The sequence below is a fragment of the Pseudomonas farsensis genome (assembly GCF_014268805.2).
Lineage (GTDB): Bacteria > Pseudomonadota > Gammaproteobacteria > Pseudomonadales > Pseudomonadaceae > Aquipseudomonas > Aquipseudomonas farsensis.
Window position 1 is genome coordinate 2,042,837 of sequence record NZ_JABWRF020000001.1, and the last position, 19,807, is coordinate 2,062,643.

14 protein-coding genes are annotated in these 19,807 nt (G+C 62.6%); 4 read left to right on the forward strand and 10 right to left on the reverse strand.

What is annotated here, in order from left to right; all coding sequences use genetic code 11:
- The first annotated feature begins 6 nt into the window (after window positions 1-6).
- Together HU719_RS09285 and galE are read left to right on the forward strand one after the other, a co-directional pair.
- A complete protein-coding gene (locus HU719_RS09285; RefSeq protein ID WP_186537199.1) occupies window positions 7-2,586 on the forward strand; it encodes a cellulase family glycosylhydrolase in 2,580 nt (859 codons plus the stop codon).
- A gap of 92 nt (window positions 2,587-2,678) precedes the next feature.
- Window positions 2,679-3,644: a UDP-glucose 4-epimerase GalE gene (galE, locus tag HU719_RS09290; RefSeq protein ID WP_186537198.1), complete on the forward strand. Its 966-nt coding sequence runs from the start codon at window positions 2,679-2,681 to the stop codon at window positions 3,642-3,644.
- 377 nt (window positions 3,645-4,021) lie between these two features.
- Here galE and HU719_RS09295 read toward each other — a convergent pair whose 3' ends face one another.
- The 8 genes from HU719_RS09295 to HU719_RS09330 all read right to left on the reverse strand — a co-directional run bounded on the left by HU719_RS09295 (window position 4,022) and on the right by HU719_RS09330 (window position 13,616).
- Window positions 4,022-4,828, reverse strand: a complete 807-nt coding sequence (locus HU719_RS09295) for a CpsD/CapB family tyrosine-protein kinase (RefSeq protein WP_186537304.1) — start codon at window positions 4,826-4,828, stop codon at window positions 4,022-4,024.
- 11 nt (window positions 4,829-4,839) lie between these two features.
- Window positions 4,840-6,405 (reverse strand): GumC family protein, encoded by a 1,566-nt coding sequence (locus HU719_RS09300; protein ID WP_186522566.1) that lies wholly within the window; start codon window positions 6,403-6,405, stop codon window positions 4,840-4,842.
- Between the two features lie 20 nt (window positions 6,406-6,425).
- Window positions 6,426-7,541 carry a hypothetical protein gene (locus tag HU719_RS09305; RefSeq protein WP_186537305.1) on the reverse strand — a complete coding sequence of 372 codons (1,116 nt, stop codon included), beginning with the start codon at window positions 7,539-7,541 and terminating at the stop codon, window positions 6,426-6,428.
- A 28-nt stretch (window positions 7,542-7,569) separates the two neighbouring features.
- Window positions 7,570-8,127 (reverse strand): polysaccharide biosynthesis/export family protein, encoded by a 558-nt coding sequence (locus tag HU719_RS09310; protein ID WP_186522568.1) that lies wholly within the window; start codon window positions 8,125-8,127, stop codon window positions 7,570-7,572.
- Window positions 8,128-8,330: 203 nt separating this feature from the next.
- Complete coding sequence (gene eppA / locus HU719_RS09315) at window positions 8,331-8,507, reverse strand: EPS-associated small membrane protein EppA (protein ID WP_186522569.1); 177 nt, start codon at window positions 8,505-8,507, stop codon at window positions 8,331-8,333.
- A 350-nt stretch (window positions 8,508-8,857) separates the two neighbouring features.
- Window positions 8,858-9,979: a glycosyltransferase 61 family protein gene (locus HU719_RS09320; RefSeq protein WP_186537306.1), complete on the reverse strand. Its 1,122-nt coding sequence runs from the start codon at window positions 9,977-9,979 to the stop codon at window positions 8,858-8,860.
- 24 nt (window positions 9,980-10,003) lie between these two features.
- Window positions 10,004-11,158 (reverse strand): GNAT family N-acetyltransferase, encoded by a 1,155-nt coding sequence (locus HU719_RS09325; RefSeq protein ID WP_186522571.1) that lies wholly within the window; start codon window positions 11,156-11,158, stop codon window positions 10,004-10,006.
- A 214-nt stretch (window positions 11,159-11,372) separates the two neighbouring features.
- The gene (locus HU719_RS09330; RefSeq protein WP_225917132.1) at window positions 11,373-13,616 is read right to left on the reverse strand and encodes a putative bifunctional diguanylate cyclase/phosphodiesterase; all 2,244 of its coding nucleotides are present in this window, start codon (window positions 13,614-13,616) and stop codon (window positions 11,373-11,375) included.
- Window positions 13,617-13,755: 139 nt separating this feature from the next.
- Between HU719_RS09330 and HU719_RS09335 the strand changes: the two genes are divergently transcribed.
- A complete protein-coding gene (locus HU719_RS09335; RefSeq protein ID WP_186537307.1) occupies window positions 13,756-15,375 on the forward strand; it encodes an NADP-dependent glyceraldehyde-3-phosphate dehydrogenase in 1,620 nt (539 codons plus the stop codon).
- Between the two features lie 92 nt (window positions 15,376-15,467).
- Window positions 15,468-16,661 (forward strand): DUF8534 domain-containing protein, encoded by a 1,194-nt coding sequence (locus HU719_RS09340; protein WP_186537308.1) that lies wholly within the window; start codon window positions 15,468-15,470, stop codon window positions 16,659-16,661.
- Window positions 16,662-16,854: 193 nt separating this feature from the next.
- Here the strand turns inward: HU719_RS09340 and yiaY are convergent, their stop codons facing one another.
- Entirely contained in the window at window positions 16,855-18,003 is a 1,149-nt protein-coding gene (yiaY, locus tag HU719_RS09345; RefSeq protein WP_186522574.1) for an L-threonine dehydrogenase, read from the reverse strand.
- 127 nt (window positions 18,004-18,130) lie between these two features.
- Window positions 18,131-19,693: a threonine ammonia-lyase, biosynthetic gene (ilvA, locus tag HU719_RS09350; protein WP_186537309.1), complete on the reverse strand. Its 1,563-nt coding sequence runs from the start codon at window positions 19,691-19,693 to the stop codon at window positions 18,131-18,133.
- Between the last annotated feature and the right edge of the window lie 114 nt (window positions 19,694-19,807).

Genomic DNA, 19,807 nt, shown 5'->3' on the forward strand with positions numbered 1-19,807 from the left:
CCCGCCATGAATCGATGCGTACTGCGCGCCTGGTCGCTGCTTGCCGTACTGCTGCTGCCGTCGCTGGCGCAGGCCTCGCAATGGACGGTGCAAGTTGAGCAAACCACTGGCCTGCCAACCATCACCCACGGTGGCGGCCCGGCAATGATCAGCCAGTTCGATTTCTGGGCCGAAGACTGGCGCTGGACCGGGTTTTATTCGGCGTTCAAGGTCGAAAGCCCATGGCGCTACAGCTTGCTGGGCAAAAACAAGGACCTGGACTTCGACCTCAAGGCCGATATCGGCAAGGCCGATGAGCAGACCCTGAGCTGGGTCTTCGACCTTGATGCGCACAGCCGCAAGTCCGGTGTCAAAGGCGGCGGGCTGCGCTTTCAGTTCGATCCGGCGCTGGTGGCCGGCGAGATGGGCGAGCCGCAACTGCTGCCAGGCAACCGCGGCTGGGCCTGGGGCAACGCCAGCCGGCGCATCGAAATGCGCTTCGATCCGGCGCTGGCCAAGTTCTATGTGGAGCCCGGCAGCGCCCGCGAACTGCGCGGGTTCTTTTACGACAACCCGATCGTGCCGGGCCGCCAGCAGATCAAGGCAACCTTGACCATTAGTGGCGATATTGCCCTGGCGCCGACACCGACCGAGCGTTTCGGCCTGAACGACCCGGCCACTTGGCCGGACGACCAGCTCGACTGGCGCACGTCGCCGGTGGACCTGGCGTTTTTGAACGCTGACGAAAAGCCTGCGGGCAAGCGCGGCTTCGTCAAAGCGGTGGGTGAGCGGCTGCAGTTCGCCGACGGCACCCCGGTGCGCTTCTGGGGCACCAATATTTCGGCCTACGCGCTGTTCAAAAGCCCGGACGAGGCCATCAAGGAGCAGGCCCGGCGTTTGTCGGCGCTGGGTTTCAACCTGGTGCGCCTGCATCACCATGACTCGCCCTGGGTCAGCCCGAACATATTCGGCGACATCACTCGCTTGCAAGATACCCAGCAGATTGACGCAGAATCCCAGCGCAAGATCGACCTGTGGATCAAAAGCCTCAAGGATGAAGGTATCTACGTGTGGCTCGATCTGCATGTGCAGCGCCCACTGACCGCCGCAGACAACATCGACGACTTCAATGAGTTGGCCAAGGGCGAGCGGGCCATCGACCTCAAGGGCTATGCCTACGTCAACACCAGCATTCAGCAGGCCATGAAGCGCTTTGCCGAGCAGTACCTGACCCACGTCAACCGCTATACCGGCCTGGCCTACAAGGACGACCCGGCAGTGGCGGCAATTCTGCTGACCAACGAAAACGACGTCACCCAGCACTACGGCAACGCCTTGCTCAAGGACAAGGGCGTGCCTGCGCACAGCAAACGCTACATGGAAAAGGCCGAGGCCTTCGCCAAGGCTCATGACCTGCCCGCCGACCTGACTTGGCGGGCCTGGGAGCACGGGCCGTCGAAGCTGTTCCTCAATGACCTGGAGCATAATTTCGACCTCGACCTGATCCAGGCTCTGCGCGAGCTTGGCGTCAAGGTGCCAATCGCCACCACCAGCACTTGGGGCGGTAACGGCCTGAGCGCGTTGCCGGCGCTGACCACAGGTGACGTTATAGACGCCCACGCGTATGGCGGCACCGGCCAGCTGGAGCGCAACCCGCTGACCAGCGACGGCATGCTCAACTGGTTGGCCGCAGCGCAGGTGGTCGGGCTGCCGATGACCGTCACCGAGTGGAACGCCGAGCCCTTCCCCACCCCTGACAGACACTCGTTGCCGCTTTACGTAGCGGCCACCGCCGGCCACCAAGGCTGGGCGGCGATCATGCAGTATGCCTACAGCCAACAAGCATTCAGTGGCTGGAGCACGGCGGACAATTGGCATGCCTACAACGACCCGGCCATGCTCGCCACCCTGCCCGCTGCTGCCCTGCTGTACCGGCGCGCCGATGTGCGCGAGGCGAGCACACGCTACGTGTTCGCGCCCAGCGCCAAAACCCTGTTCGAGCGTGCCATCACGCCGGCCAACTCAGTGCTGTTGCGCACCGCGATGACCCAAGGCCGGTTGCAGATAGCGATGCCGCAAACGCCGGAGCTTGCGTGGCTCAAGCCTTCGCAGATAGCCGGCGATGCCAAGGTACTGACCGACCCCGACCAGTCCCTGCTGCCCACCGATGCGGTCGAGGCAACCAGCGACACCGGTGAACTGCGGCGCAATTGGCAACAGGGCCTGTACACCATCGACACGCCGTTGACCCAGGCCGCCACCGGCTGGCTGGGCGGGCGCACGGTGGATCTGGCGGCTATCCAAGTGCAGGCCACCACGCCCTACGCCAGCGTGGTGGTGCAGAGCCTGGATGGCAAGCCGTTGGGCCAGGCGCGGCGGCTGTTGATTTCGCTGGGCACCCGCGCGGTGCCCAAGGCCGATGACAAGATCCCGTTCAACGTAGAACCCTTCACTGGCACCTTGCGCATCAAGGCGCCGCAAGGGCTGAAGCTGACCAGCCGTAACGCCGCCGGGCAGGCTCGCGAGCTTGCCACACGTTACAGCGACGGCCACTACCTGATCCAGTTCGACCCACAGATGATGGCCAATTGGCTGTCTTTGCAATAGCCATCTAGAGTCTCAGTGGGCCTGCCTGGCAGGTCTGCAATCCCGGCTACTCAGGGGGCGTATGCACAGGCAGCAGGTTCCAGGAGGACGGGATGAAGTATCTGGTCGTCGGTGGTGCGGGCTACATTGGCTCGCACATGGTCAAGCATCTGCAGGACGGGCAGCACCAAGTGGTGGTGGCCGACATCGCCCCTCCCCGGCCCGGTATTGAATGGGTGCCACTCGATATCGCCGATGCCCGGGCCCTGGACGGGTTGTTCGCCGAGCAGCGTTTCGATGCGGTGTTCCACTTTGCCTCGCACATTCAGGTGGGCGAGTCGGTCAGTGATCCGGCCAAGTATTACCAGAACAACGTCACTGCCACGCTGACCTTGCTGCAGGCGATGCTACGCGCAGGCATCGGCCACCTGGTGTTTTCGTCCAGCGCTGCGGTGTACGGCGACCCGCATTACATCCCCATCGACGAGGCCCACACCAAGGCGCCGATCAACCCTTACGGGCGCAGCAAATGGATGGTCGAACAGGTGCTGCAGGACTATGACCGCGCCTACGGGCTCAAGTCGGTATGCCTGCGCTACTTCAATGCCGCTGGGGCGGACCCGGGTGGCTTGCTGGGTGAATGCCATGAGCCGGAGACGCATCTGATTCCGCTAATCTTGCAGGCAGCCAGTGGGCGTCGGGCGGCGATTACGGTGTTTGGGCGCGATTACGACACGCCCGACGGGACCTGCATTCGCGACTATGTGCACGTGGCGGACCTGGCTTCGGCGCATGGGCTGGCGGTGGACTACCTGCTGGCTGGGGGCGCTAGCTGTGCGTTCAATCTGGGGAATGGGTTAGGGTTCTCGGTGCAGCAGGTGATCGATGCGGCGCGGCAGGTGACCGAGCGCGAGTTTTGCGTTCAGGAGGCGCGCAGGCGCGAGGGCGACCCGCCCCGTTTGGTAGCGGATGCCACGCAGGCCCGGGCGGTGCTGGGGTGGGAGCCCCAGTATGCGAGGTTGGAGCAGATTATTCGGCATGCCTGGGAGTGGGAGTTGAAGTACCCCTGGAAAACATAGCGGCGATGCGTTCGGGGCACAGCTATGTGCAGGCCTGTTTCGGCCTCATCGCAGGCTGTCGCCAGCTCCCACGCGGGCCGTGCTCAACCGCAACATTGCTGGTTGGACCCAATCCTGTGGGAAATGATAGAGAGTCGTGGCGAGCGGGCTTGTCCCGCGTTGGTCTGCGCAGCAGCCTCTGGGGTTTTCAGGGCTGCTGCGCAGCCCAACGCGGGACAAGCCCGCTCGCCACAAAGGAGCTCGCCACAAGAAGATATGTCTGGCGGGAACAGGTTTGTACAAAACCAGAGAAGCTCCCATGCAGACAGTCACCCCCGCTGCGTTTCAACGCAGAGCAACGCTGCGCCTGAGAAAACAATGCCGCTCACAAGTTTGCCTCAATAATACGTACGCGGCTCCACCTCGGCCTTGTTCAACACCGCGCCCACCAGGTTCGACTGCCCCAGATGGCGCAGGCAATCTTCAATATCCTTTTTGCTGTTACTGCCATTGGCAACCACCAACAGCACACAATCGAACTTGGGCAGCACGGTCAGCGCATCATCCGAGCTCAACAGCGGCGGCAGGTCGAAAATGCAGATGCGCGATTCGTAGCGGTCGCGCAAATCGCCGATCAGCTTGTTGACCTTGGCCGACGACAGCGTCTCGGTCGAAAGCGGGATAGGTTCGCGGGTCGGCAGCACCACAAAACGCGGCAACGACGGGTTGACCAGCACGTCCTCAAGCCCCGCCTTGCCACTGATGAACTCATTCAGCGCCTTGTCCATCGGCAAGCCCAGGGCCTTGCCCACACGCGGACGGCGCAGGTCGAAGTCCACCAACAGGGCAGTCTTGTCAGTGTGGTGGGCGATGCTCATGGCCAGGTTGACCGCCAGCACCGTCTTGCCCGCTTCAGGTGTGGGCGATGTGATAGCCAGCGTGCGCCAGCCGTTTTCCTCCATGGCCTGCAGCACCTGGGTGCGCAACAGGTCGAAGGCCCAGTTCATGTTCGAGTTCTTGTTATGGGCGACGATGCGCTGCCGCTCAAGGTGCTCGGCATTGAGCGGCACCACTTTGGTCTGCACATAGTCGAACGGGCCCAAGGCGTCAGGCTGGTCGAGCAACGGTGCAGGCTGGGGGGTGTCCGCAGTGCCTGGCGAACCGGGGTGGATGTTCTTGCCAACTGCCGGCGTAATCCTGTCCATCACTGCTTTCCCTATTCAAACCAAGCCATAGTCTTAAATAGCAGAAGATCCAGGGGCATGTAGAACAGATGGATGAGTAGCAGCATCAACGCGACCCCCACCACCCCTGCAATAACCACCGCCACCCGCCACTGCCGGCGCCGGGCGAGCTCCGCCTGGGTCGCAATGAACGGCACCGAGACCAGCACCCGCTTGCCCAGCACGCTCTCAAGCGCACCAGGGCCACGCACGCGCTGGTTGAGCATTTCCATCAACATCACCAACGCACCACCAATTGCCGGGGCCAGCACCACACCCAGCGCGACGATCTTCTTGCGGTTGGGCTTGACCGGTTTTTCTGGCAGGCGCGGTGGCTCCAGCAGCACGAAGCGATCGGCTTTGTTTTCTTGCTCCAGGCTCTCGCTGATCTTCGCGCCCATCTCTTTGGCGCGAATTTCTTCGTACTTCTTGCGCGCGTTGTCGTGGTCGCGCAGCAACGTCACCAGACCACGCTCCACCTGGGGCGCAGCGAGGATTTCTGCCTCGATGCTTTCCATTTTCTTGCCCAGGTCGCGTTTCTGCTGGGCAAGCGAGGCCAGGTTGGCCTGAGAGGCCGCGATCTTGGCCTGTGCTCGCGCCACGTCGATGTTGACGCCTGATACGCTGCCAGCACCCTTGCCGCTGGCTTGCAGCGCCTCGATCTTGCGTTTGACCGCCACCACGTCAGGGTGCGCTTCGGTATAGCGAGTCAACAGCCGGGCGTATTCGGCCTTGAGGCTGCCCAGGTCCTGGGGCTGGTCGGCGGGCGTTGTGCGGCTACCGTCGGTGCGGGTGGCAAGGCCTGCGTTGGCGGCCGACAGCTCAAGTTGCAGGTAACGCTGCTCTTCCTGGGCATTCTTGTAGTCGCGGTCGACTTCACGGAACTCAAGCTCCGTGCGCGACAGCATGTTCATGCGCAGGGTCTGGTTTTCTGGCAGGGCATTGGCGTTGGCTTGTTTGTAGTCGGCTAGCTGGTTTTCCAGCACTGCCAGCTCCGCCCCCAGCTTGTCGGCTTCCTGGGTGAGGAACTCGGTCGTTTCGGTGGCGCGCTCGGTGCGCTGTTTCATATTCTCGTTGAGAAACAGCGTCACCAGCTCGTTGGCCACTTCTTTGGCGACTTCCGGGCGCTTGTGGTCGAACGACACGTTGAACGCCACCGTGGTCTCGCCGCGGCCCTTGACGAAGGTACTCAGGGTATTGACGCCAATGGTGGTGCGCATCAAGTCGATCTTGTCCTGCTCGCTGAGGGCGCGGCTGCTGTCGGTGAACAACTGGTACTTGTCGATGATGCGCAGCAGGTTGTCGCGGGTCATGACGCGCTGGCGGATCACCTCGATGCGCTCATCGGCAACGCTTGGGTTGGCGGTACCGACCAAGTCAGGCGAGATTTGCTGGGATTCCACCAGAATGGTGCCGGTGGATTGGTACACCGGCGGTACGCTCAGCGCCACAGCCACCGTGCCCACCAGGATCACCGCCATGCTGACGCCCAGCAACACAGCCCGATCCTTGACGATCGCGATGTAATCTTTGAGGGAAAGCTCGTATTCAGATTTCATGGCGATCACCAGGCTGATGGTCAGAGGTCAGGGAACCTGTAGGTCAGGGTCAAACCAACGATGGTTGCAGCAGCATCCGGCGCGCCGGATTGCTGGCGCTCCTTGTAAAGCAGCGCCAGGCGCAGGTCCCAGTACGGCGAGAACTCGCGGCTGGCCCATACGCTGTAGGTCTGCAGGGTGTTCGGGGTCTGGCCTTTGCTGTCCTGCCACTGCGCATCCAGGCCCACACGGGTCAGTTCATCGAGCGCGTAGCTCCACATGCCGTGGATGAGGTCGAGCTGGGCGAAACCGCCTTCGGCACTGGCCACGGTGGTGCGCTCGGCGCTCAGGCTGGCATCGCTGCGGGTGCCGCGGTAATCGAGCAGCACCCCGCCCTCCCCGCGCCGTCCGCCTTCAGAGCCTGATACCTGGTTGACACCAATATGGGCGCGACCGGTCAGGGTGTCGGTGATCTGGTACTTGACCCCAACGCTTGGCGTGTAGCTGTTGGACGCCACGGCGGTGTCGGTCTGGTCGGGCTCGTAGCGGCGCAGGCGCAGCCCGGCGAACACATCGGCGCGCTCGCTCAAGGCGTAGGTCAGGGTCGAGGTGTTGGCCAGCTCGTCGTAACCGGTCAAGGAATCGATGTCATAGGTGGCGTGCGAATAACGGGTTTCGTTATCCAGCGTGGTGCGAGCACTCAGCGCCCGGCTGAAATCGCCGGAAAGCAAGGTCATTTTCTGCGTGCCATCGGTGGTCACCACCCCGGTGTCCAGAACCGTACCGGACAGCGTCGAGCTTTCGAGGTATTGGGCACGCAGGCCGAAATGGCCGGTTTCGGTTTCGCGCCGCCAACCAAGGTTCAGGTCCGGGTCTTCGCGGTTGGCCTGCACCGAGGGGTCGGAGGAATGCAACACATGCACACCAAGCCCGAGGGTCAGTTGATCCGCGCCGAAGGTGCCGACCAGGTTGTAGTTGGGCTCGATGAGTGTACGCATCACACCCTTCTCGTCTGAGGTCAGCAGCAACGGGTTGCTGTCGTACTCCACTGTTGTGGGTACCACTACCGAGGACTGCCAGATAGCGGCCTGAACCAGGCCAGGTAACGGCAACATCAGTGCCGCCGTCGCAATACATGTCGTTCTGAAAATAGGCACAGTGCGATCTTATTCAAGTACGGTGGGCTCAGGGCACGATCAGCGTATCGCCTGCCTGAAGCTGGAAGTTGGTGGACATGTCACGGCCGGACACCAAGTCTTTATAGCGCACTGGCAGTATGCGCTGCGCGCGGCCATTACCGCGTACCACCTTGATGGCCGCTTCGTCAGCGAACTTGTCCAGACCGCCCGACATGCTCAGCGCCTGCAGCACCGCAGTCGGCCCGGCCATGGGCACCGGGCCCGGCTTGACCACCTTGCCTTGCACGTACACAAGGTTACCGGCGGTGCCGGTCACCACCACACTGACATTGGGTTCGGCAATGTAAGGTTTGAGCCCGGCAGTGACTTTTTTTGCCACGGCTGTGACATCCAGGCCCGCCACATCAACGCGCCCAGCCAAGGGGAAGGTGATGCTGCCGTCGGGCAGCACGGTGGTTTCCTGACGCAGCGAATCTTCCTGCCAGACCGAGATAAGCACACGGTCACCAGGGCTCAGCAAATAAGGGGATGAAGGGTCGGCGGCAAGGCTGGCGTTGGACCACGCCATCAGTACGCACAGTACAGCGAAGATTGAACGCACCATGGGGTCCCTCCTGCCAGGTCGGCATGCAAAGAGCACTGAATGAGAACTGCACACAACTTCTCGCTCCGGTCGCAGCATCAGTGGCTGCGCTGGCCTCGAACTTCCTTGAAGCCCGCTGCCACGGGCTGTTACTGCAAGCTCGCTGGCAACTGGAATATAGCAACGGTTGGCCAATTGACAAGCTGGCCGGCAATCGTCTGCCTCTAGACTTTGCTGCGGTTTGCCACGGCGACGAAACCAATGACGGCGAAGCCGAACAACCAGCCTGCGGTAGCCAATGGAATGACGTTTGCCTGGCTGATATAGGAGTCGGCAGCGCGTGCGGCGCCGCTCATGAGCACCAGCAGGAATATCGACTTGATAAAGAGTGTCGAGCGCATGATCCCCTCCTGAGAAAGAGGATAAACAACAGTGTCTGGGCGGGTTTCAGCGCGCAACTGCTTGGCTGGTAATTCGAGCTTATGGGCAGAGTGACACTACGTCAACGTTCCGACACCATGATAAAAATCAATCGCCCAAGGCCCCCACAGTCAAAATACCGCCAGCGGAAAACTGCATATCTAAAAGCCACCACCGATAAACTAAAACATCGGCAAAAACCGTGAATATGCGGCCATCGTCCGGTAAAAAACAAAAATGAAAACGCCCCGGGAAAAATCTGGGGCGTCAATTTCAATCCCGCCAACTGTTTCAGCAATGAGAATGTAAACAGCTATTACTGCTATCGGCGTCAGTGCTTCGGCAGCAAGTCCATTGTGCGCTCAACTTCGTTTATATCGATGGTAAAGCCATCGCCATCAGGGGTGCCGACCACAAATGCGAAGTGCTGCCCATCGCGGTCGGTCATGTATTTGTAATAACTGATAAAGCGGTTCGGCGGTTGCAAGGTGAATACGGTTCCACCCGGTTGCAAAACGTTCACCCCATGTACCAACTGGCTGCCCTCCACGCCCATAACTACCCTCGCGCCTGCGCAGGCCGCAATGATGGTCGGCACATCCAGCCTGAGTGGGTTGATGACACGAAAGCCCCATGTGACGCGCATGTGCTCGGCCAACTCAAGCTCATTGCGCAGCAGGCGTAAATCGCCTTCGTGGCCACGCAGGATGAACACCCCCGGGTGTGGGGCATGCTCGACGTGAGTCAGCAACTTGTCGCCCATGGCTCGGTAGCGCTGGTGCCGGCTGCGGTTGTGGCTCACATCATCGAAAAGCACCAGCTGATGAAAGAACGCAGTGCGCAGGCGCAGCGGGTTCATGCCCAGCCAGTCTTCGTACGGCGGGGCTTGAGTAAACAGCGGGTAACGTGCAGAAGGTGCCGTCGTTACCGGCACGCCCTCATCGCACGCCAGTGCGTAAGTCACGCAGTCTTCCATCAACCAGGTGCCGAACCAGGAGTTGCCGTTCTGGGTGCAGTAGATGGCCCCACGCTCGATTTCGTTTTCGACCAGCACGGGCGCAAAGCGCTGCGGCTTGAGGGTCAGCCAATGGCTGGCATTGCCTTTGTACAATGCACCATCGATCAACCACACGTTCTTGATCAGGTAGCCACGGGTAGGGCCTTGCTCGATGCTCAGGCCACCCGCCATGGTGGGGCCGGGATGCACGTAGGGGTAGAAACGCTGGCCCTCCCAGCCGGTCACCCGCTCCATCTGGCCTGGCAGATAGATCGCTGGGGGCGACACGGTGATTTCGCCGGGCGCGATATCCCAGCGTTTGTCGGCGATGCTCTTGAGGTCGGCCGCCGGTTGTCCGGTCAGGCGCTTCCTGAGCATGTGCCGGTAAGCAGCCAGTGACCAGGCATGCCGACGCGCCAGCGGCGGGTGCTCCGGCCTTGAGATATCAGTTCCCATGCAATGCCCTCCGGGTCAAACCGTTCAGCTGGACAACACGCGCTCAAGCACCGGGGGCGAGGCAAACCCGGCGTAGCGGCTGCGCAAGGTATCGAGCAGGTGCTCGCCATGGCCTTCGCTGCCATATACGTAGATTTTGTGCAGGCCGCCGAATACCATTTCCTGATAGCGGCTGGCGACCTCTTCTTCGGTAGGCCCCGGCGGGATGCCCAGGTGCAGGGTCAGCTTGTTGCCTTCGACTGCAAATAATGGCGTATCCCAGAGAAAGCTCGCCCGCCCGGCCTTGGGCAGGCGCACGAACAGATAGGCATGGTTGTTCAGCCCATCGATGTCGCCGCCCCGTCGGCGCTTCCATTTCAGCAAGCCGTCATCAGGCCGCGCCAGGCACAGCCCGATATCGTAGTAGTCGTAGCCGTTCTGCAGCGCCCATTCCAAAGCCATGAAGGTGGTGATGGAGTTGACCTCGCGCAGTTTCTTGGCATCCGAGAACACCGCCTCGCAGTAGCCAAAACGCAAGGTGCTCCAGTAACGCTTGCCGCCGCGGGTAATCTCGCAGCCCAAATGGCAGGCCACTACTTCATCGCCCATTGTGATCAGGTCCAGGCGACCGACGCCCTTGGCCAGGCGGAACACATCATCGGTGGGAAACTGCGCCGCATGGATACCCTGGCGCGCTGTGGCGTAGGGGCGCAACAGCTCGCGGTCGGCCATGGCGATTTCGGCATCGTCAGTGGTTTGGCGCATCTGATACAGCGGCCTGTGCTTGCGGATACTGCGCCTCAGCTCGCTGTCGTAGCGCGCGGTGATGTCTTCAAGCGGGCGCCCCAGCGGCACCACGGCGCTCAGATAATGCGGCACCGACAAAGAACCGGCGGTGGGCACTTCGCTGATCATCACCACCTGCCGGGCTGCATCGGGGTTGGGGTCGGTGGCAAATTCGGGCTCGCTCTGGCGGTCCTTGCCCCCGATCAGCAGCTTGGCCATGGCGCGCTGCTGCTTGCGGCCCAGGTAAAGAATTTCGTAGGGGCTGTCGGGTTTCAGGCGAAAACGCGCCATTTCCCAGCGCCATAGACAAGCGCGACCCAGCGCGTCGCGTAACGAATTTGCAACAGTTCGCAATTCGTAGCGCAGTGAAGGGGAAACAAGCGTGCGCGCAGCACTGCCCAGCATTGCTTTCATATTTTCGTCCCTTTGCTGTGCCGTGCATCAGGGCGCTGCCGCCAAGCCCGGACCGGGCCTTGGGGTCGTTTAACACCTTGATATCACTGAATTAAACGGCTGCCACGGTGGGTATGACTGAAAATAAGTAAAGATGCCGGACCGCCAGCTGGCAAGCGGCCAAGTGATATCATTGCAGAATATTTCATGACGCCAGCCTTCCGCCGCCCGCGCCCTACTCCGCTGCCGGGCGGCGCTGCGCGTGATTCTGTTGCAACCAGACGCGCAGCGCGTCTGCCGGCATGGGCCGGGCGAGCAGATAACCTTGGCCCTGGTCGCAACCGGCATTGCGCAGAAAGTCGTACTGCGCCTGGGTTTCGATGCCCTCGGCGGTGATCCGGTAGCCCAAGGCATGGCCCAGGTCGATGATCGCCCGGGCGATGGCCACGGCGTCGTCGTCATCGGGCAGGTCCTTGATGAACGCACGGTCGATCTTCAGGTGGTCGATGGGCAAGGCGCGCAGGTAGGCAAGCGAGGAATAGCCGGTGCCGAAGTCGTCCACCGCCGTGGCCACGCCCATGGCCTGCAACTGGGCAAGCACCGCGCACGCCTGCTGCTGGCTTTCCATCAGCAGGCTTTCGGTAATTTCCACCTCCAGCAGGCTCGCCGGCAGCCCATGTGCTTCAAGGGCACAGGCAAGGCTGGTGACATAGTCGCTGCGCTCGATCTGCAGCGCGGCCACGTTGATTGCCAAGGTGCCGGGCAAGGCGTCATTGGCGCGCCACTCGGCGAGCTGCGCGCAGGCCAGCTCAAGCACCCGCTCGCCCAACGGGATTATCAGCCCGGTACGTTCGGCCAACGGGATGAACTCGCCCGGGGAGACCAACCCATGCTCCGGGTCGCGCCAGCGCAGCAGCGCCTCGACGCCTTCCAGGCGGCCACTGAACAGGTCCAGCTTTGGCTGATACCACAGCTCGAACTCGTTGTATTCGAGGGCCCGGCGCAGGTTGCGTTCAAGCTCCAGACGCTGGTTCAGGCGCGCCGTCATCTCGGGGTGATATGGCCGCCAGGCGTTGCGCCCACTCTCTTTGGCCGCGTACATGGCAATGTCGGCGTGGCGCAGCAGGCTGGCGGCGTCCTCGCCGTGCTGCGGAGACCAGGCCAGGCCAATGCTGCCCGTCACAAGGCTGGCATTGCCATTGAGGTCGAACGGCCGTTGCAGACAACGCAGCAAAGCCCGCATCTGGTGACTGACCTGGCCTTGGGCGCCCTGCAGCATGAACACGAACTCGTCCCCGCCCAGACGGCACACGCGGTCCTGGGTATCGAGCTCCTGCAGAAACCGGGCAGTCGCTTTTTGCAGCAACAGATCGCCCATGGGGTGGCCAAGGCTGTCATTGACCTGCTTGAAACCGTCTATATCCAACATCAGCACTGCCAGCCCATGGCCACGCTCGATGGCCTGGTTGAGCTGCCGCTGGAACAACACGCGGTTGGGCAGACCGGTGATGGTGTCGTAGTGGGCCAGGCGCTCCAACTGCGCCTGGGACTGGCGCAGCTCCAGGTTGCGCAGCTCCAGTTGGCGTTGCTTGCGGTTGAGCTGGGCAACGAACAGGCTGAACAGCCCGGTGCAGCACAAGGCAAACAGAAACAGCGGCGAGCTGAACAGACTCAGGTTCGACCAGCCGCCGTAGGGCACGGCCACCATTTGCCAGACACCGCCGGGCACCGCCACGCTCAGGCTCACCTGCGGGTCGTCGAACAGCCGCGCATTGCCCCAGATCAGCTCACCTGCCGCGCCCTTGCCGTCGCTGCCGCGTACGGCAAGCTCCAGGCCCGAACCGGGGCGCAGGCCGGCAGACTGCAACAGGCTGTCGATGTCGGCCACTATCGAGACGTTGCCCCAGTAAAACTTCACCCCGCGCTTGCCGTCGATGAACACCGGGCGCCGATAGATCAGCGCACGGCCGCCCTGCTCCAGCTGCAATGGCCCGGCCAGCACCGCCTGGCCGCGCTCGCGCGCCGTCTGCAGCAGCGGAAACTGCCGCGGCAGGTTGCGATAGTCCATGCCGATGATCGACTCGTTGCCCGGCAGCGGGTAGACATCGCGCACGACATCGGCGGGCGCCAGCACGATGTGCTTCATGTAAGGCAGTGATTTCAACGCATCGCGGGCCATAGCCTGGAAGTGCGGCGTACTGATAGCGCCATCCGCGCTGATCAACTGGGCGATGCCTTCAGCCTCGGCGAACGCTGCGCGCAGTTGCACTTCAAGCGCCCCCCGCACCCCGGACAGCCGCGCCGCCAGGTTGGCGACCTCTTCACTTTGCTCGCGCTGGGTATCCAGATGCCCGAGGGCCATCGACAGGCCAATGCCGACCACGGCAAAGCCTACCGGCAATACACGGCTGAAGGCCCGGCGCGCTGCGTTCGAAGCGCGCCCTGAGGGAGAAACGGCGGGGAATCTGCTGCGGGTCATAAGCCTGAAATCGGGGGGCGATTCACACTCTATCGGCGCGCTGGCGGCAATGTTGAGCCAGACTGGTGTTTTTCCAATGGCTGGCGCATGCTCGTAGCTGAATCGCTTCACCCGGCCAAATACAAGAGGTGCAGTAACCATGGATCGTCTGCTCGATACGCTGTTTCCCGCCCCTGCTGACATTCCCGAGGCCTGGCGCCTGGGCGAGCCGCTGGAGCAACGCGATTACCTGGTGGCCGGTGAACTCAGGCGCTGGGACGGCCCGTTGGCGACGGTGCGCAGCCCGGTGTGGCTGCAGGACGCCGAGGGTGAGCGACAGGTGATTCTGGGCAGCGCCCCGCTGCTGGATGCCGACACCGCACTGCAAGCCCTGGACGCTGCAGTGCAAGCCTACGACAAAGGCCGGGGCGCCTGGCCCAACATGCGCGTAGCCGAGCGCATCCAGCACGTCGAGGCATTTCTGGCGCGCATGCGCGAACAGCGTAGCGCGGTGGTCAAGCTGCTGATGTGGGAAATCGGCAAGAACCTCAAGGACTCCGAAAAGGAGTTCGACCGCACCTGTGACTACATCGTCGACACTATCAACGCCCTGAAAGACCTGGACCGACGCTCCAGCCGTTTCGAACTGGAGCAAGGCACCCTCGGCCAGATCCGTCGCGCACCGCTGGGCGTGGCGTTGTGCATGGGGCCTTACAACTACCCGCTCAACGAAACCTTCACCACGCTGATCCCGGCGTTGATCATGGGCAATACCGTGGTGTTCAAGCCGGCCAAGTTCGGTGTGCTGCTGATCCGTCCGCTGCTCGAAGCGTTCCGCGACAGCTTCCCGGCTGGGGTCATCAACGTCATCTATGGCCGTGGCCGCGAGACCGTCAGCGCGCTGATGGCCAGTGGCAAGGTCGATGTATTTGCCTTCATCGGCACCCACAAGGCCGCCGCAGACCTGAAAAAACTCCACCCGCGCCCGCACAGGCTGCGCGCAGCCTTGGGCCTGGATGCCAAGAACCCCGGCATCGTGCTGGCTCAGGTCGACCTGGACAACGCCGTCGAAGAAGCGGTCACCGGCGCGCTGTCGTTCAATGGCCAGCGTTGCACGGCGTTGAAGATCCTGTTCGTGCACGAAGATGTGGTCGAGCCGTTTCTGGAAAAATTCCAGCGCAAGCTTGCAGCGCTCAAGCCCGGCATGCCGTGGGAGGCCGACGTAGCCCTGACGCCACTGCCTGAGGCGGGCAAACTGGACTACCTGAACGGCCTGGTGGCCGACGCCACCGCCAAAGGCGCACAGGTGATCAACGAGGGCGGCGGGCAAAGCCGTGGGTCGTTCTTCTACCCCGCGCTCTTGTACCCGGTCAGCCCCCAGATGCGCGTGTACCACGAAGAGCAGTTCGGCCCGGTGGTGCCGGTGGTGCCCTACCGCGACCTGGAAACCGTCATCGACTATGTGCTCGACTCGGACTTTGGCCAGCAATTGAGCCTGTTCGGCAACGACCCGGCCACCATCGGCGCGCTGGTTGATACATTCGCCAACCAGGTCGGGCGTATCAATATCAACGCCCAGTGCCAACGTGGCCCGGACACCTACCCGTTCAACGGCCGCAAGAACAGTGCCGAAGGTACGCTGTCGGTGCACGACGCCCTGCGGGTGTTCTCCATTCGTACGCTGGTCGCCACCAAGTTCCAGGAAGCCAACAAAACCCTGATCAGCGAAATCATTCGCAACCGCCAGTCCAGCTTCCTGACCACTGACTACATCTTCTAAGCCCCAGCCAGGCGTTCGCCAACCGAACGCCTGGTTGAAACCCTCAGCGCTTTGCTTGAAGCTTGTGGCTCGTAGCTTGGAGCTGCTTCTCAATGCGTATCATCGAAAAATCCGGCGCCCAGGTGCGCAGCCTCACCCCTGCCGAAGAAGAGCTGCTGGTGGGCTTTGCCAGCGCCACGCTTTCCGGCCCGCGCCTGCTGCAGGCGAACCAGTGGTTGATGAAAGTCCGCGGCGCCAACCAGTGGCTGGCGTGCGATTGCCGCAAGGATGCCTTGCCGGTACTGAACATCTCCCTGAACGGCAGCACCGGCACATTGTTCCTGCGCAACAACCCCGACACGCCAGAACACGCCCCCGGCTGCCCGTTCAGCAAGGACGAGCGCGAAGCCGCCGAGCGCAGCAACGAAACCACCCAACCGGCCGCGTGGCTCGCGCCCGATGCCCCGCTGCGACTGATCGGCGACTATCGGCCCGCCGGCGCGGCGGATGCGTCCAGCACCCCGCGTGAACCTGGCGAGCGCCGCGATCAGCAACGCCTGCTGTCGCTGCTGCTGACCTGGATCGAAGCCAGCGGGCTCAACGTCTATGCCACCCACCTGAAAAAAGACCTCACCGGGCAATTTGCCGAATTGCGCGGGGTGGCAGGGCGCTACCCGCTGGTGGAGCGAGTGCCGGCCAGCAACTACCTGCAAACCCGCCTCGACATGAAGCACATGATGATGCTCAAGGCACGCCTGCGCGAGGCCACGGTGTTTGCCAACCACCGACGCCATGGTTTGTTGCTGGACTGCGTCGAGCAGGTCAAGGGGCGTAAGGTGATCACCACGCGCAGCGAGGACGGCTTTGACTTCCAGGGCCACCATCAGTACTGGGGTGGCAACCGCACGGTCGGGCCGCTGCTGGCCCTGGCGTTGTATTCGCCAGCCACAGCTGGCAGCCAGTTCTATGAGCTGATTCACGTCGCCAGCGTGCCGGTGCTGTCGCGCGCGCACCTGTTCCCGGTGTACCGCGATGAAGAACGCGAGCCACTCAAGGCGCTGGTGTCGCTGATCGACTGGATGGCGGGCAAAGGCGTGAAGGTGTTGATGCGCCGGCCGGTGATCGGCGGGCAGGTGATGGATGAGCTGGTACTGACTTCGGATGGTGACCGGGTGCTGTCGGTTTCGCTGCTGGAGCAACCGATCGGGCCAGAGCCTGAAACCGATAACTTCAAGCGCTATGCCGATTTCAAGAGCCTGGAGACGTTTCGCAAGTATGTAGCTGGGTTTTTCATGCGCGAGCGGTGAACTATTCGGCTTGTGAGACAGTAAATGACACGCACCTTTGTAGGAGCGGCCTTGTGTCGCGAAAGGGCTGCGGAGCAGCCCCAGAATCGCGGCCTCATGCAAAATTGATGGGGCTGCTGCGCAGCCCTTCGCGGCGCAAGGCCGCTCCTACAAAGGGACCGAGCCAGTCACGGTAGTGGGACTCGGCTCGGTTTTAGAAGGCAGCCTTGAAAATCGCTTCAATTTCCGCTTGGCTGGCAACCCGTGGGTTGGTCAGACCGCAGGCATCTTTCAAGGCGTTAGTGGCCAGCACCGGCACGTCTTCAACCTTGGCACCCAGCTCCGCCAACCCAGCCGGAATACCTACCGCCACCGCCAACTGCTCGATGGCCGAAATTGCAGCACTGGCGCCCTGCTCCGCTTCCAGCCCACATACCTTCACCCCCATCGCCTTGGCCACATCGCGCAGGCGCGCGGCGCTGACTTTGGCGTTGAAGCGCTGTACGTGCGGCAACAGCACCGCGTTGCACACCCCGTGCGGCAGGTCGTAATAGCCGCCCAACTGGTGCGCCATGGCGTGCACATAACCCAGCGACGCATTGTTGAAGGCCATGCCGGCGAGGAACTGCGCATAGGCCATGTTCTCCCGCGCCTGCAGATCCTTGCCGTCGTCTACGGCCTGGCGCAGGTTTTCGCTGATCAGGGTAATAGCCTTGAGCGCACAGGCGTCGGTGATCGGGGTGGCCGCAGTGGACACGTAAGCCTCGATGGCATGGGTCAGCGCATCCATGCCAGTGGCCGCCGTCAGCGACTTGGGCATGCCCGCCATCAGCGCCGGGTCGTTGACCGACAGCAGTGGCGTGACGTTGCGGTCGACGATGGCCATTTTCACGTGGCGCGCTTCATCGGTGATGATGCAGAAACGGGTCATCTCGCTGGCGGTGCCGGCGGTAGTGTTGATGGCGATCAGCGGCAACTGTGGCTTGGCGGAACGGTCGACACCCTCGTAGTCACGGATATGCCCGCCATTGGTGGCGCACAGGGCGATGCCTTTGGCACAGTCATGGGGCGAGCCACCGCCCAGCGAAATCACGCAGTCACAGTGCTCACGCTTGAGCACTGCCAGGCCATCTTCCACGTTGGCGATGCTGGGGTTGGGCTTGGCGCCGTCGAACACCACCGAATTGATATCGCGCTCGGCCAGCAGGCCGGCAATGCGCTCGGCAACCCCTGCCTTGGCCAGGCCTTGGTCGGTCACGATCAGCGCCTTGCGCAGGCCGTAGCCGGCGATGGCGTCCATTGCCTCGTTCAGGCAATCGATGCCCATGATATTGACGGCGGGGATGAAGAACGTGCTGCTCATGGGCGGGTCCTCTCAGGTTTTGGTTATGCCGTCGAGGATCAGCCGGAAATGCCGGGCAAATATTGATCCAGCGCAAATCATTGCCAGGCTGCACCCCCTCCCTTCGTCGGGTTGCCTTGCGCGGGTTTCAACCCAGGAACAGGCGGTAAGCCGGGTTATTCGTCTCGTCCCAATAGCGATAACCCATGGCCTCCAGCGCCTGCGGCAGCCCTGGCTGCTCGTCCTCCGGGACCTCCAGGGCGGCGAACACCCGCGCCTCGGCAGCGCCATGGTTGCGGTAGTGGAACAGGCTGATATTCCAACGCTTGCCAAGGCGCTCGAGAAAGCCCAGCAGCGCCCCCGGACGCTCGGGGAATTCAAAGCGCAGTACACGCTCGCCTGCCCCCGGCGCGGCATGCCCGCCCACGGTATGACGCACGTGCAGCTTGGCCAGTTCGTTGTCGGTCAGGTCCAGTACCTGGTAACCCTGCTCGCCAAGGCTTGCCAGCAGTGCTTCGCGCGGGTCGTGCAGTGGGTGGGTCTGGACGCCGACAAACAGCCGCGCCTCTTTGCCAGGGTAATAGCGGTAGTTGAATTCGGTGATCTGACGCTTGCCCAGTGCCTGGCAAAAGGCGCGGAAACTGCCCGGCTGCTCGGGGATGGTCACGGCAATGATCGCCTCGCGCTGCTCGCCCAGTTCGGCGCGCTCTGCTACATGCCGCAAGCGGTCGAAGTTGACGTTGGCGCCCGAATCGATAGCCACCAGCGCCTGGCCCTGCAAACCTTCGCGGGCGACGTACTTCTTGATGCCGGCCACCGCCAGTGCACCGGACGGCTCGGTGATCGACCGGGTGTCGTCATAGATGTCCTTGATCGCCGCACACAGCTCGTCGCTGCTCACGGTGACCACCTCGTCAACGAAATGCCGGCACAGTTCGAAGCAATGCGCGCCGATCTGCGCCACTGCCACGCCGTCGGCGAAGGTGCCCACTTGCGGCAGGATTACCCGCTCGCCCGCGGCCATGGCGGCCTGCAGGCAGTTGGAGTCTTCAGGCTCGACGCCGATCACCTTGACCTCAGGGCGCAGATATTTCACGTAGGCGGCAATCCCGGCGATCAACCCACCGCCGCCTACCGGTACGAAGATGGCGTGCAGCGGGCCTGGGTGCTGGCGCAGGATTTCCATGGCCACGGTACCTTGGCCGGAGATCACGTCCGGGTCGTCGAATGGCGGCACGAAGGTCGCGCCATCGCGGTCGGCCAGGGTCAATGCGTGGGCCAGTGCATGGGGGAAGCTTTCGCCGTGCAATACCACGTTGCCGCCACGCGAACGCACGCCCTCGACCTTGAGCGACGGGGTGGTGGTTGGCATGACAATGGTGGCGCGGATGCCCAGATGCGCGGCGGCCAGTGCCACGCCTTGGGCGTGGTTGCCGGCAGAGGCGGTGATGACGCCGCGCTCGCGCTGGGCTTGGGTGAGGCGTGACAGGCGGGTATAGGCGCCGCGGATCTTGAACGAGAAGGTCGGCTGCAGGTCTTCGCGTTTGAGCAGTACCGCGTTGCCCAGCGCCGCAGACAACGCCGGGGCGGCTTGCAATGGGGTTTCGATGGCCAGGTCGTACACCGGCGCCGAGAGAATACGGCGCACCTGTTCGCTCAACAGTTGCTGGGGGGTTGCGGCGCTGCGTGGGCTGACGCTGAAGCTGGTCATCAATGACTCCTGGTTTTGTGATTTGCCCAGGAGTCAGAGAGAAAAAACCCGCCTCCAGGGCGGGTTCGGTGCACGTACGCGCTAGCCCGCCAATCCGATAATGGCGGTAATAAT